We start from the raw sequence: 14,094 nt of genomic DNA on the forward strand, positions 1-14,094 counted from the left end.
GCTATCGATTCCATGAAACCCATCGCCATGAGCAACACCGCCCTGCCCCCTCTGGTTCTCCACTACATCTTTGATCCGCTGTGCGGCTGGTGCTATGCGGCCGCGCCCCTGGTCAAGGCCGCGCGCGGCGTGCCCGGCCTCACGGTGCAGTGGCACGCGGGCGGCATGCTCACAGGCAGCCACCGCCGCACGATCACGCCGGACTGGCGGGACCACGTCATCGCCAGCGACCGGCGCATCGCCGAGATGACGGGCCAGCCCTTCGGCCAAGCCTATTTCGACGGCCTGCTCGGCGACATCGGCGCGCCGCTGGATTCCGAGCCGCCCACCACCGCTCTGCTGGCCGCCGAGGAGCTTGGCGGCAAGGGCCTCGAAATGCTCTCGCGCGAGCAGCAGGCCCACTACGTGGAGGGCCGGCGCATCAGCGAGCCCGCCGTGCTGCGCGAGCTGGCTGCCGACATCGGCCTGGACGCCGCGGCCTATGACGCGGCCTATGCGCGCATGACAGGCGCAGCCACGCAAAAGCACATCGCCGAAAGCCGCCAGTGGCTGGGCATGGTGCAGGGCCAGGGCTTTCCCACGCTGGCGCTGGAATTCGACCATCCCGAACAGCGCGACCAGCGCGCGGTGCAGCGCATAGACATCGGCCCCTGGCTCGGCGACGTGCCGGGCTGGACCGCGCAGCTGGCCGAATGGGCCCGCCAGGTCGGCGAACTGGGCAACGGCGCCGAGGGGCAAGGCCCCGACGCGGGCGCCTGCGGCCCCGATGGCTGCGAACTGCCGCAGCGCTGAGACTCCTGAAAAATGAGCTGCTGGCGCCTGGCAATTCATCATTTCACCGGCTTTACCCTCTGAAATGCTTGAATGGCCAGCGCCAGCAGCTCTGTTTTTGCAAGCAAAATCTGCCTGGCCGGTTACTGCCTGGGCAAGGCATAGGCCAGCACATAGTCGCCGCGCTCGCTGGACTGGCGCGCTCCGCCGGCCGTGACCACCACGTACTGGCGGCCGGTCCGGGGCGAGACATAGCTCATGGGGCCGCCCTGGCTGCCCACCGGCAGGCGCGACTTCCACAGCTCCTGGCCGGTGCTGCTGTCGAAGGCGCGCAGGTAGAAGTCCTGCGTGCCGGCAAAGAACAGCAGGCCCGACTGCGTGACCATGGACGGCCCCAGCGTGGGCATGCCGATGGGAATCTGCAGATGCATGCGGATGCCCAGCGGGCCGGTATCCTGCACCGTGCCCACGGGCACCTGCCACTTGATCCTGCGCGTTCTGAGGTCCACGGCCGTCATGGTACCGAACGGCGGCTTCTGGCAGGGAATGCCGGCCTGGGACAGAAAGCGCTGGCGCATGGCGCCGAACGGCGTGCCGTCCTGCGGCACCGCGCCCATCTCGATGCCGCTGGCGCCGGGCTTCATCTCGGCGCGCGGAATCATGTGGTTGGCCAGGCCCAGGCGCATGTCGTTGACGAACATGGTGTGCGTGGTCGGGTCGATGGCGACGCTGCCCCAGTTCATGCCGCCCAGCGAGCCCGGGAACTGCAGCGTCGGCCCCATGCCGGGCGGCGTGAACACGCCCTGGTGGTCCATGCCCTTGAACGCGATGCGGCACAGCAGCTGGTCGAACGGCGTGGCGCCCCACATGTCCGATTCCCGCAGCCGCTGGTTGCCGATATTGGGCATGCCCACGGAATGCGGCTGCGTGGGCGCATAGCGCTCGCCTTCCACATGGCCTTGCGGCACGGGCAGCTCCCGCACCTCGGCCAGGGGTTCGCCGGTCTCGCGGTTGAGCATGAAGATCATGCCCTGCTTGGTCACCTGCAGCAGTGCCGGATCAGTGCCGCCCTTGCCGTCGGGCACATCGACCAGCGCAGGCTGCGCCGGTATGTCGAAGTCCCACAGGTCGTGGTGCACGGTCTGGTAGATCCAGCGCGGCTTGCCCGTGCGCACGTCCAGGGCCACGATGGCCGAGCTGTTCTTCTCCATCTCGGGCGTGCGCTGGGCCGCATAGAAGTCCGGCGTCGCATTGCCCGTGCCCATATAGGCCAGGCCCAGCTTGGCGTCATAGGACATGGCGGCCCAGACATTGGGCGAGTTGCGCGTATAGGTCTGGCCTTCGGGCGGCAGGCCGGTGATGTCCGCATTGCCGGGGTCCCAGGCCCAGACCAGCCGGCCGCTGACCACATCGAAGGCCCGCACCACGCCCGAGGGCTCGTCGGTGGAGAAGTTGTCGGCCACGCGCCCGCCCACGATCACCAGGTTGCCGGCCACCAGCGGCGCCGAAGTCTGCTGGTACCAGCCTTGCTTGACCTCGCCCATGCCCTGGGTCAGGTCCACCGTGCCCTGGTTGCCGAAGTCCGTGCACGGCCGGCCGGTATCGGGGTCCAGCGCAATCAGCCGCGCATCGATGGTGGGCAGGAACAGCCGCCGGCGGCAGCTGCTGCCGACTGCCGGCGCGGTGCTGCCCGAGGCGGTGCGCCGGCCGCTGGCTGCCGCAGCAGGGACAGAAACGGGGGCCGCGGCCGCCATGCCCGTACCGTCGAAATAGCCCAGCCCACGGCAGCGCTGCCAGTTGGGCGACTGGGCCTTGGGGTCGAAGCGCCATTTGGTCACGCCCGTGTCCACGTCCAGCGACAGCACCTTGCCATAGGCCGTGCAGACATACAGGCTGTCGCCGATCTGCTGCGGCGTGTTCTGGTCCTCGGCGCCCGAGCCGTTGCTCTGCGGCACATCGCCGGTCTGCGCGGTCCAGGCCACGGCCAGCTGCCGGATGTTGTGCCTGTCGATCTGGCCGGCGGCGACAAAGCGGTTGCCCTCCGGCCCCTGGCCCCAGTCGCGCCAGTCCGTCAGCTCGGGAGCGGCCGAGGGCGCGGCGCCTTGCTCCGCACCGGCCTGCGGCGCGATCACGCCCTTGGGCGAGAACGCGCTGACCGCCGTGGCCACGATGCCCAGCCCCAGCAGCAGCGAGGCGCTCCAGGCGGTGCGGCGCACGCCGCGGTCATCGACGATGGGCCGGCCATGCTCCAGATGCGCATAGGCCAGGGCCACCAGAAAGCCCAGCACCGCGAACGTGAACACACGCGAGACCAGCGGCCAGAACTCCCATCCCGCCTCCCAGACGGCCCAGGCCATGGTGGCCAGCACGGCCAGCGCATACAGGCGCGCTCCTGCGGCCCGCTGCGCATAGAGCAAGGCAGCCGACAGCAACAGCGCCAGCCCCATGAGGATGAAGTACCCGCTGCCCCCTCGGCGCAGCAGCACGCCGCCGCCAACGGCCATGAACAGGCCCATCAGTGCCATGAGCAACGCGATCACACGCACATACCATCGCCAGCCATTCGATGCATACGGCATATTCCCACCTCGTGCGAGAAACACATGCATTCATTGCACGCTCTTGCCGCGCGGCGCGCCGCCATATTTTTCAGCCAACTCACGCCAGCCAAAGGACTACATGGCGAGGTAAAAAAGTCTGAAAGTCCGACCGGGCAGAAAAAAACCGCACCGAAGTGCGGTTCGCGGAAAGAGGCCTGGCCGGCTCAGTCCATCATGGAGATCACCACGTCGCCAAAGCCCGAGCAGGACACCTGGGTGGCACCTTCCATGAGGCGCGCGAAATCGTAGGTCACCTGCTTGCTCTGGATGGCTTTCTCCAGCGACTGCACGATCAGGTCGGCGGCCTCGCGCCAGCCCATGTGGCGCAGCATCATCTCGGCGCACAGGATCATGGAGCCCGGATTCACGTAGTCCTTGCCCGCATACTTGGGCGCCGTGCCGTGCGTGGCTTCGAAGCAGGCCACCGAATCCGACATGTTGGCGCCGGGCGCGATGCCGATGCCGCCGACCTGCGCGGCCAGCGCGTCGGAGAGATAGTCGCCGTTGAGGTTGAGCGTGGCGACCACCGAATAATCGGCCGGGCGCATGAGGATCTGCTGCAGGAAGGCGTCGGTGATCGAGTCCTTGATCACGATATCCTTGCCCGTGCGCGGATTCCTGAGGCGGCACCACGGGCCGCCGTCGATCTGCTCGGCGCCGAACTCGCGCTGCGCCAGGGCATAGCCCCAGTCGCGGAACGCGCCTTCGGTGAACTTCATGATGTTGCCCTTGTGCACCAGGGTCACGCTGGGCTTGTCGTTGTCGATCGCGTACTGGATGGCCTTGCGCACCAGGCGCTCCGTACCCTCGCGGGACACGGGCTTGATGCCGATGCCCGAGGTTTCGGGAAAGCGGATCTTCTGGACGCCCATCTCCTGGGTCAGGAAGGCGATGAGCTTTTTCGCGCCTTCGCTCCCGGCTGCATATTCGATGCCCGCATAGATGTCCTCGGAGTTCTCGCGGAAGATCACCATGTCGGTCTTCTCGGGCTCCTTGAGCGGCGAAGGCACGCCCTTGAAATACTGCACCGGGCGCAGGCAGACATACAGGTCCAGCTCCTGGCGCAGCGCCACGTTCAGCGATCGGATGCCGCCGCCCACGGGCGTGGTCAGCGGGCCCTTGATGGACACGGCATAGTCCCGCACGGCGGCCACGGTTTCCTCGGGCAGCCACATGTCGGGGCCGTAGATGCGCGTGGCCTTCTCGCCCGCGAAGATCTCCATCCACTGGATCTTGCGCCGGGCGCCATAGGCCTTGGCCACAGCCGCATCGGCCACCTTGCGCATCACCGGCGTCACGTCCACGCCCACGCCGTCGCCTTCGATGAACGGGATGATGGGCTGGTCGGGCACGTTGAGCGAACTGTCCTTGTTGACCGTGATCTTCTGGCCTTGCGCCGGCACCTGGATGTGCTGATTACCGCTCATGTATGCGAATCTCCTGAATCATGAATTTGCCTGCGGCGGCGGACCGCCTGCGCTGCGTCCATTCTGTCACCAATGGGTACAGAATTTTTCCGGAATGGCGGCAAAAACCGGTCAACGGCGCGACACGCCTGCCGTTAGATAGGCGTGATGCAGACGGTCTGCATCGCATTTCAGCCTGATATCTGGCTTTCCCGCTTTTGAGGAAATTGGCACACATGAAAAAACTACTCGCTGTCCTGATTGCTGGTTCGTTCGCCGCTGGTGCTTTTGCACAGGCCGCATCGACTCCCGCGCCTGCTCCTGCGGCTGCCCCCGCCGCCGCAGCCGCTCCTGCAGCAGAGCCGGCAGCCCCCGCGGCCAAGCCTGCCAAAGCCAAGCACCACGCCGCCAAGAAGCACACTAAGCATGCCGCCAAGAAGGCGGAAAAGGCTGAGAAGCCCGCCGCAGAAAAGCCCGCCATGTAAGGGCTGCGCAGCAGCGCCGGGGCACCGGCCTGCCGCCCTCGCAAAAAACCCGCAACGGCCCGGCCCTGCGGGTTTTTTGTTGCCCGAAAATAGAAGACGGCACGGCCCGATTCAGCCGTTGTTCAGCCATCTGCATTAGGCTAGCGGCTTCGTGCTTGTCCACATCCCTGCGCATTCCTTGTCTTCGCTTTTCCATCGCCACGCTCATGAAGTCCTTCGCTCCATCGGCCGCCGCAAGGCACTCCCTCCTCTCCCTACGCTCTGTGCTACTGGCTGCGGCCCTGGCCGCCGGCTTTGCGCAGGCGCCCGCCATGGCGCAGGCAGCGGCGCCGCAGATGAACCTGCCGCGCGCCGATCTGACGGCCGGCATGTTCCGCATCGATGCCCAGTTGGCGGTGACGCCGCAGCAGCGCGAGATCGGGCTGATGTTCCGCAAGGAAATGCCCCAGCAGGAAGGCATGCTCTTCGTCTTCGAAGTGCCGGGCGTGCAGTGCTTCTGGATGCGCAACACGCTGCTGCCGCTAACCGCCGCCTTCGTGGCCGACGACGGCACCATCGTGAACCTGGCGGACATGCAGCCGCAGACCGATGACTCGCACTGCTCGGCCAGGCCCGTGCGCTATGTGCTGGAGATGAACCAGGGCTGGTTTGCCAAGCGCGGCATCAAGGCCGGGGCCAAGCTGGGCGGAAAAATCTTCAACACCCCCTGAGTCGCTTTCCCCTGGCCGGCGCCTCGCAGACGGGCCGCGCCGGTTTTGGATGATGTGCCCCGACTGGACGCGGCGCCCGATGGCTTGCTGCCATAATCGTCGCCCATGCACATGCTTCGCTCATCGTTTTGGCTTTCCAGGCTGGTTCTTGCCTGGTTTGCCCTGACCATGGGCGCCACCATTGCCGCGCCTTTCGTGCATCCCCAGTCGATGGAGCTGGTCTGCTCGGCCAGCGGCGAAGTCAAATGGGTGCAGGTCGGCACCGATGCGGACGCCGATGGCAGCCAGGATGCGATGGGCGCCTCGCACCATCACATCGATTGCGCGCTGTGCCTCTCGGTCATCGCGCCGCCGCCGCTGCTCCTGCAAGGCCTGAGCGCATCCCAGCAATCGCTTTCCTATGCGCTGCGGCCCGTGCCGGCTGCGCACATCGCCTCGGTCACGCGGGCGCCGCTGCCGGCGCGCGGCCCTCCCCTCCTTTCCTGATCGCCTTTCTCCCGAGCATCAGCCCGGCCTGCGCCGAGCGCTGACTGCCATCTCATTCCCGGCACTGCGCCCCCGTCGGCCCGTGCCCGATCAGGAGTTCTTCGTGATCCGTTTTTCCGTCCCCGCAGGGATTGCGGCAGGGCTGCGCCCGGCTGCGGTTTCCGTTCGTCCATCTTTTGCCGCTGCCATTGCCCATCGCCCCCGCCTGCTGGCCATGGCCCTGGGTTCGCTCGGCGTCCTGGCTTTCCCCCACGGCGCCAGCGCGGCGCCCACGGAGGCCGAACTGGCCACCGTCCAGGTCACCGAAAGCAGCACACCAGCGCCGCTGGGCCTGCTGCCGCTGCGCCAGAGCGCCAGCACCGGCAGCCGCCTGGGCCTGAGCATTCTTGAAACACCGGCCAGCGTGCAGGTGGTCGACCGCGCCACCATCGAAGCCACGGGCGCGCAGGACACCCAGGAGATGCTGCGCGCCGTGCCGGGCGTGACCGCCTACAGCCCACCCGGCAATCCGGGCGTGAGCTGGCGCGGCTTCAGCGGAGCCTCTGTCAGCCAGCTGTTCAACGGCATCAATGTGCAATATTCGATTGCCGCGCGCCCGGTGGACAGCTGGATCTACGACCGCGTCGAAGCCATCGGCGGGGCATCGAGCTTTCTCTACGGCGCCGGCGGCGTGGGCGGCACGCTCAACTACATCACCAAGCTGGCCGAGCCCGGCGATTTTTCCGAAGGCCAGGTCACGCTGGGCAGCCACGGCCGCAAGCAGGCCAGCCTGGGGCTGAACCGCCGCCTGAGTGGCCCGGATGCCACCAACCGCCACGACCTGCGCCTGGACCTGAGTCACAGCGAAGGCGGCAGCGCCGTGGACGGCGTGCAGCGCCATGCCACGCAGCTGGCGGCTTCGCTGCGCTCCGACCTCGGCTCCGGCCTCACGCACACGCTGGCCTATGAATGGCAGCGCGAGCGTGTGGACCGGCCCTACTGGGGCACGCCGCTGCGCAATCCCATCGCTGGCGCGGGCACCGGCGCCGTGTCCATAGACCCGGCCACGCGCGAAAAAAACTACAACGCCACGGATGGACTCTATGCTCAGCAGGTGCAGTGGCTGCGCTCCATCACCGAATGGCGCGCCAGCGACCGCCTGCAGTGGAGCAATACCTTCTATGCCTACAGCGCGCTGCGCGACTACCGCAACGTGGAGAACTACCGCTTCAACGCGGACAACAGCGCCGTCATCCGCTCCAGCGCCCTGCTGCAGCGCCACGACCAGCACCTGGTGGGCGATCGCGTGGAAGGCCGCTACCGGAGCGAGCTGGCCGGCCACCGCAGCGACTGGGCCTTCGGCTTCGATGCCAGCGTGAACCGGCAGACGCGCTACCCCAACAGCACGTCGGCCACGATCGGCACGGTCAACCCCTATGACTTCACCGTGGGCGACTTCTATGCCAGCTCGGGCCTGCAGCCGGGCTTCAACGCCGACCGGGAAAACCGCATCCGCAACCTCGCCCTGTACCTGGAAAACCGCACGGCGCTGACAGATGCATGGAGCCTGGTGACGGCCCTGAGGCATGAGCGCATCGACCTGAACCTGACCAACCGGCGCAGCGTGGCGCCCGGCATGCCGGCCAGCTTCTCGCGCAGCTACCAGCCCACCACCGGGCGCGTGGGACTGGTATGGCAGCTCACGCCAGAAGCCATGCTCTACGGCCAGTTCGCCACGGCGGCCGATCCGCCCTCGGGCATGCTGGCCACGGCCTCGTTTGCCGATGCTATGAACAACACCGGCCTGACCACGGGGCGCCAGTGGGAGCTGGGCGCCAAATGGCAGTTCTGGCAGGGCAAGGGCACGGCCACGCTGGCCGCCTACGACATCCAGCGCCGCAACATCGCCACCCAGGACCCTCTGGACTCCACGCGCACCTTGCTGGTGGGCCAGCAATCCTCGCGCGGGCTGGAGGCCGCCGTAGGCCTGGCCCTCACGCCGCGCTGGAGCCTGCGCGCCGACTGGAGCGCGAACCGCGCTCGCTACGACGACTACCGGCAAGGCGGCATCTCCATGGCCGGCAAGCGCCCGGTCAACACGCCGGCCACCGTGGCCAATCTCTGGACCAGCTACCAGCTCACTCCGGCGCTGCAGCTGAGCGCCGGCCTGCGCCATGTCGGTCGCATCTACGGCGACGCGGCCAACACCCAGTACTGGCCCGCCTATACCTTGCTGGACCTGGGCCTGGCCTGGCGGATCGATCCGCGCATGACGCTGCAGGCACGCCTGCGCAATGCCACAGACAAGGTCTATGCGGCCAGCCTGTCCAGCACCATGGCCTATCTGGGCACGGCGCGCGCGGCGGAGCTGAGCCTGCACGTCGCCTTCTGAAGGAGCAGCCATGCATGCCTCGTTGAAGCGCTGGCTGTTCCTGCTGCACCGCTGGCTGGGCGTGGCGCTGTGCCTGCTGTTTGCGCTGTGGTTCGTGTCGGGCATGGTGATGATGTACGTGGGCTACCCCAAGCTCACCGAAGCCGAGCGGCTGGGCCATCTGCCGGCGCTGCACGCCGACGCCGCGCTGCTGGCCCCGCAGGAAGCCCTGCGCAGGGCCGGCGTGCAGCAGCCGCTGGCGCAGCTGCGCCTGAACATGGGCAGCGCCGGTCGCGCGACCTACCTGGCCACGCCACTGTCCCCGTCTTCAGGCGCACGCACTGCCATGGCCATCGATGCCGCCACCGGCCAGCCGCTGGCGGCCACCGACGCGCAGGCGGCCCTGGCCACGGCTCGCCACTATGCAGAGGCAGAGCCTTCCTATGCCGGCACCGTCACGGAGGACGCCTTCACCCATTCGCGCAATCTCGACGCGCACCGGCCTTTGCACAGGGTGGACCTCGACGACGCGGCCGGCACGCGGCTGTATGTCTCGGGCAGCACCGCCCAGGTGGTGCGCGATGCCTCGCGCTCCGAGCGCGGCTGGAACTATGTGGGCGCCTGGCTGCACTGGCTGTATCCGCTGCGCGGCGGCCTCTGGGACCGCTACTGGGCCGATACCGTGAACGGGCTGTCGCTGGCCGGCATCGCGCTCGCGCTCAGCGGCACCGTGGTCGGCATCTGGCGCTGGCGCTTTGCCACGCGCTACCGCAGCGGCCGGCGCACGCCCTATCCGGGCCGCATGATGCGCTGGCACCATGTCTCGGGCCTGCTGTTTGCGGCCGTCACGCTGACCTGGATCTTCAGCGGGCTGATGTCCATGAACCCCTGGAAGATCTTCGACAGCCCGCAGCGCGCGGTGGACATGAAGCTGTGGCAGCCCGCCGGCTTGGCGCTGTCGAGCGCTGCCCCACCGGCGCAACTGCTGGCGTCCCCGCTGCTGCAAGGCGTGCGCGAGCTGCGCTGGAGCCAGGCTCCGGACTCCGGGCTTCAGGTCGTGGCTTATGGGGCCCATGGCGATCGGCAGGTGCTCGATGCCGCAACCGGCCAAGCCCTGTCATATGGCAAGGAACAGCTGCTGACCGCCGCAGCACGGCTGTCGAAGGCACCCATCACCGGCCATCAGTGGCTGACGGACTACGACTTCCACTACTACGCCCGGGCCGACCACAGCATGACCGGCGGCATGGGCAAGCCCCTGCCCGTGCTGCGCGTGATGTACGGCGATGAGGCGCGCACCTGGTTGCATCTCGATGCCCGCACCGGCATGCCCCTGGGCCAGGTGGACCGGCGCCAGCGCACCCAGCGCTGGCTGTTTGCGCTGCTGCACAGCTGGGACTGGCTGCCGCTGCTCGAGCGCCGCCCGCTGTGGGACGGCGTGCTGATCGCATTGAGCCTGGGCGGTCTGCTGCTCAGCGGCACGGGCGTGGCGGTGGCCTGGCGCAGGCTGCGCAAAAAGCTCCGCCCGCATCACCGGCAGGGGAATGCGGGCCTTCCGGTGCGGCATTGATGCTTTCAAAACAGGAGCTGCCTGCGCCTGCCCCTCAATAGCTTCAATGGATTAATTCATTAAAACCAAGGAATGGCCTCCGCAAGCAGCTTCTTCAACCATAGCAAACAGGCATAAAAAAGCCGGCAATCCGCCGGCTTTCTTCCTGTCGCCCTGCCGGCATCCTGTATGGAAGCCGGCAGGATTCGGCCACGTTCAGGCGACTGCGGCGATGGCAGCGTTGAAAGTGGCGCTGGGGCGCATCACGGCATCCATCTTGGACACGTCGGGCATGTAGTAGCCGCCGATGTCGACGGCCTTGCCCTGCACGTCCTTGAGCTCGCCCACGATCTTGGCTTCGTTGTCGGCCAGGGTCTTGGCCAGGGGCGCGAACTTGGCAGCCAGTTCCTTGTCCTCGGTCTGGGCGGCCAGCGCCTGGGCCCAGTACAGCGCGATGTAGAACTGCGAACCGCGGTTGTCCAGCTCGCCGGTGCGGCGCGAAGGCGACTTGTCCTCGTCCAGCAGCTTGCCCGTGGCTTCATCCAGGGTCTTGGCCAGCAGCTTGGCGCGGGCATTGTTCTCCTTGATGCCCAGGTCTTCCAGCGAAACAGCCAGCGCCAGGAACTCGCCCAGCGAATCCCAGCGCAGGTGGTTTTCTTCCACCAGTTGCTGCACGTGCTTGGGCGCGGAGCCGCCCGCACCGGTTTCGTACATGCCGCCGCCTGCCATCAGGGGCACGATGGACAGCATCTTGGCCGAGGTGCCCAGTTCCATGATGGGGAACAGGTCGGTCAGGTAGTCGCGCAGGATGTTGCCGGTCACCGAGATGGTGTCCAGGCCGCGGGCCACGCGCTCCAGCGTGTAGCGCATGGCGCGCACTTGCGAGAGGATGTGGATTTCCAGGCCGGTCGTGTCGTGGTCCTTCAGGTACTTGTTGACCTTCTTGATCAGCTCGGCTTCGTGCGGACGGTAGGGGTCCAGCCAGAACACGGCGGGCATGCCGGAGTTGCGGGCGCGGGTCACGGCCAGCTTCACCCAGTCGCGGATCGGCGCGTCCTTGACCTGGCACATGCGCCAGATGTCGCCCTGCTCCACGTTCTGGCTCATCAGCACCTCGCCGGTGGCCAGGTCGACGATGTTGGCCACGCCGTCTTCGGCGATCTCGAAGGTCTTGTCGTGCGAGCCGTATTCCTCGGCCTTCTGCGCCATCAGGCCCACGTTGGGCACGGTACCCATGGTGCGGGGGTCGAAGTTGCCGTGCCACTTGCAGAAGTTGATCATCTCCTGGTAGATGCGGGCGAAGGTGGACTCGGGCATCACGGCCTTGCAGTCGTAGGGCTTGCCGTCGGCCGCCCACATCTTGCCACCGGCGCGGATCATCGCGGGCATGGACGCGTCCACGATCACGTCGTTGGGCGAGTGGAAGTTGGTGATGCCTTTGGCGGAATCCACCATGGCCAGGCGCGGACGGTCTTCCTGGCACTTGTGCAGGTCGCGCTCGATCTCTTCGCGCACCGAGTTGGGCAGCGTGGCGATCTTGTTGTACAGATCGGCCATGCCGTTGTTCACGTTCACGCCCAGCTCGTCGAACAGCTTGCCGTGCTTCTCGAAGGCTTCCTTGTAGAAGATCTTCACGCAGTGGCCGAACACGATGGGGTGGGACACCTTCATCATCGTGGCCTTGACGTGCAGCGAGAACAGGATGCCGGCCTCCTTGCAGTCCTCGATTTCCTTTTCATAGAAATCGCACAGGGCCTTCTTGCTCATGAACATGGAGTCGATGACTTCGCCTTCCTGCAGCGCGACCTTGGGCTTGAGCACCATGGTCTTGCCGCTCTTGGTGATCAGCTCCATCTTCACGTCGCGCGCCTTGTCCAGCGTCATGGACTTTTCGCCGTGGTAGAAGTCGCCCTTGTCCATGTGGGACACATGGGTCTGCGACCACTGCTTCCACTCGCCCATGGAATGGGGGTGCTTCTTGGCGTAGTTCTTCACGGCGGCCGGCGCGCGGCGGTCGGAGTTGCCTTCGCGCAGCACGGGGTTCACGGCCGAGCCCAGGCACCTGCTGTAGCGGGCCTTGATTTCCTTTTCCTCGTCCGTCGTGGGATTTTCCGGATAGCTGGGGATCTTGTAGCCCTTGTGCTGCAGCTCCTTGATCGCCGTCATCAGCTGGCCCACGGAAGCCGAGATGTTGGGCAGCTTGATGATGTTGGCCTCGGGCGTCAGCGTGAGCTTGCCCAGCTCGGCCAGATTGTTGGGAACGCGCTGTTCCTCGGTCAGGTAGTCGGGGAACTCGCCCAGGATGCGGCCGGCCAACGAGATGTCGCTGGTTTCCACATTGACGCCGGCAGAGTTTGCGAAAGCGCGAACCACAGGCAGGAAAGCGCTGGTGGCCAGACGGGGCGCCTCGTCAGTCAGGGTGTAGATGATGGTGGGTTGCTGCGTGCTCATCTCTTGTCTCAGGTTGTGAAAAAGGTGGGGCGTGCCTTGGGCCTGCATCCCGAGTTTGCGCAATGGGGCCTGACACAGCAGGAATGCAATGTTTTTGCAATGCGTTCCCACAATACAAAATTCTAAGCGCAACCAGAAGGTTTTTTCCAAGTCTTGTACAAGACTTAGGGTTTTACAGCGGCTTTCATGCGCGCTTTTCATAGGAGAAAGCACGTAATCGCCCTATTTCCTGTCGTGTAAAAAATGTGGCTGTGGTACCGCTTTTGGCATCCAATCCGGCTGCAGGGCCTACATTCGCTCCGTAATCGCTGCCTACCAACACTAATAACCACGGCAGTATTGCAGTAAAGGCTCGGGCATGGACAAGGCAACAGGCGCTGGCATGAATCGGCCGGTACGGAGATGGCCCCAGAACGGCTCCGGCCAGAACAGCAAGAAAGCTAGATAGGTTGCTGCGGCTCCCGCGCCCTAGGGTGAATCGACATTCAATCTGTCAGCCAAGCCAGACTTGCAGCGAGGCAGAGGAAGGCCATGAAGTGGGCAGCCTTGCGGTCGTAGCGCGTGGCGATGCGTCGGAACTGCTTGAGTCGGCCGAAGCATCGCTCGATCGCATTGCGAGCCCGGTATAGCCTGGCATCGAAAGATCGCGGCTGCTGACAACTGCCCGGCGGAATCACGGCTTGAGCGCCTCACGCCTCGATCTGCGCCACAAAGGCGCGACTGTCATAGCCCTTGTCGGCAAGCACGTGCGTTGGCCTGAGGCCTTTGAGCAACTCTGGAGCCTGAGTGATGTCGGTGACTTGCCCAGGCGTGAGGATCAATTTCAAGGCTCTGCCCTGGGCATCGCAGGCCATGTGGATCTTTGTTCCCAGCCCACCTCGGGAACGCCCCAGAGCCGGATTCTTGGCCCCCCTTTTCCAGTCGCGGCTTGCTGGTGAGCGCGAATAGTGCTGTCTATCAACTGGTACTGGTTGCCCCGATCCTTGACCAGCATGGCAAACACCTGCTCCCAGACACCGGCAGCGGCCCAGCGCGTGAAACGCTTATGCACGCTCTTGTACCTGCCGTAGCGCTGCGGCAGATCGCTCCAGCGCGCGCCTGAGCGCAGCCCCTAGAGCACGCCATTGACGAAGGCTCGGTTGTCTACGCCACTTCGCTTGGGGTCCGATGCTTTACCGGGCAGCAAACACTCAAGACGTTCCCATTGATGATCTGTCAGTTCGTAGCGGCTGGGGTGAGACATTCAGGCTGGTTTCCTCCTGCCTATATCGTCTCATCTCCCATGC

General features: G+C 65.9%; 8 protein-coding genes and 1 pseudogene. 5 read left to right on the top strand and 4 right to left on the bottom strand.

The genetic code is table 11. The annotated features are described in order from the left end of the window. The first annotated feature begins 27 nt into the window (after nucleotides 1–27). Nucleotides 28–792, top strand: a complete 765-nt coding sequence (locus Cte04_RS00435) for a DsbA family protein (protein ID WP_066471688.1) — start codon at nucleotides 28–30, stop codon at nucleotides 790–792. Between the two features lie 122 nt (nucleotides 793–914). Here the strand turns inward: Cte04_RS00435 and Cte04_RS00440 are convergent, their stop codons facing one another. Further along, entirely contained in the window at nucleotides 915–3,350 is a 2,436-nt protein-coding gene (locus Cte04_RS00440) for a membrane-bound PQQ-dependent dehydrogenase, glucose/quinate/shikimate family (protein WP_066469989.1), read from the bottom strand. A 185-nt stretch (nucleotides 3,351–3,535) separates the two neighbouring features. Further along, nucleotides 3,536–4,798: an NADP-dependent isocitrate dehydrogenase gene (icd, locus tag Cte04_RS00445; RefSeq protein WP_066469992.1), complete on the bottom strand. Its 1,263-nt coding sequence runs from the start codon at nucleotides 4,796–4,798 to the stop codon at nucleotides 3,536–3,538. Between the two features lie 670 nt (nucleotides 4,799–5,468). Here icd and Cte04_RS00450 point away from each other — a divergent pair. The 4 genes from Cte04_RS00450 to Cte04_RS00465 all read left to right on the top strand — a co-directional run bounded on the left by Cte04_RS00450 (nucleotide 5,469) and on the right by Cte04_RS00465 (nucleotide 10,378). Next, on the top strand, nucleotides 5,469–5,972 hold the full coding sequence (locus Cte04_RS00450) for a DUF192 domain-containing protein (RefSeq protein ID WP_083526419.1): 504 nt from the start codon (nucleotides 5,469–5,471) through the stop codon (nucleotides 5,970–5,972). Between the two features lie 105 nt (nucleotides 5,973–6,077). Then, nucleotides 6,078–6,458 carry a DUF2946 family protein gene (locus tag Cte04_RS00455; protein WP_066469995.1) on the top strand — a complete coding sequence of 127 codons (381 nt, stop codon included), beginning with the start codon at nucleotides 6,078–6,080 and terminating at the stop codon, nucleotides 6,456–6,458. A 214-nt stretch (nucleotides 6,459–6,672) separates the two neighbouring features. Then, nucleotides 6,673–8,829: a TonB-dependent receptor gene (locus Cte04_RS00460; protein WP_066469998.1), complete on the top strand. Its 2,157-nt coding sequence runs from the start codon at nucleotides 6,673–6,675 to the stop codon at nucleotides 8,827–8,829. Nucleotides 8,830–8,839: 10 nt separating this feature from the next. Then, the gene (locus tag Cte04_RS00465; RefSeq protein WP_066470005.1) at nucleotides 8,840–10,378 is read left to right on the top strand and encodes a PepSY domain-containing protein; all 1,539 of its coding nucleotides are present in this window, start codon (nucleotides 8,840–8,842) and stop codon (nucleotides 10,376–10,378) included. 195 nt (nucleotides 10,379–10,573) lie between these two features. On the opposite strand, the gene Cte04_RS00470 is transcribed toward Cte04_RS00465, so the two are convergent. Next, nucleotides 10,574–12,808, bottom strand: coding sequence for an NADP-dependent isocitrate dehydrogenase (locus tag Cte04_RS00470; RefSeq protein ID WP_066470008.1), 2,235 nt, complete (start codon nucleotides 12,806–12,808; stop codon nucleotides 10,574–10,576). A gap of 485 nt (nucleotides 12,809–13,293) precedes the next feature. Then, nucleotides 13,294–14,051 (bottom strand): annotated as a pseudogene (locus Cte04_RS00475) (IS5 family transposase). Nucleotides 14,052–14,094: the final 43 nt, after the last annotated feature.

This window comes from Comamonas terrae (assembly GCF_001544075.1).
Taxonomy (GTDB): Bacteria; Pseudomonadota; Gammaproteobacteria; order Burkholderiales; family Burkholderiaceae_C; genus Comamonas; species Comamonas terrae.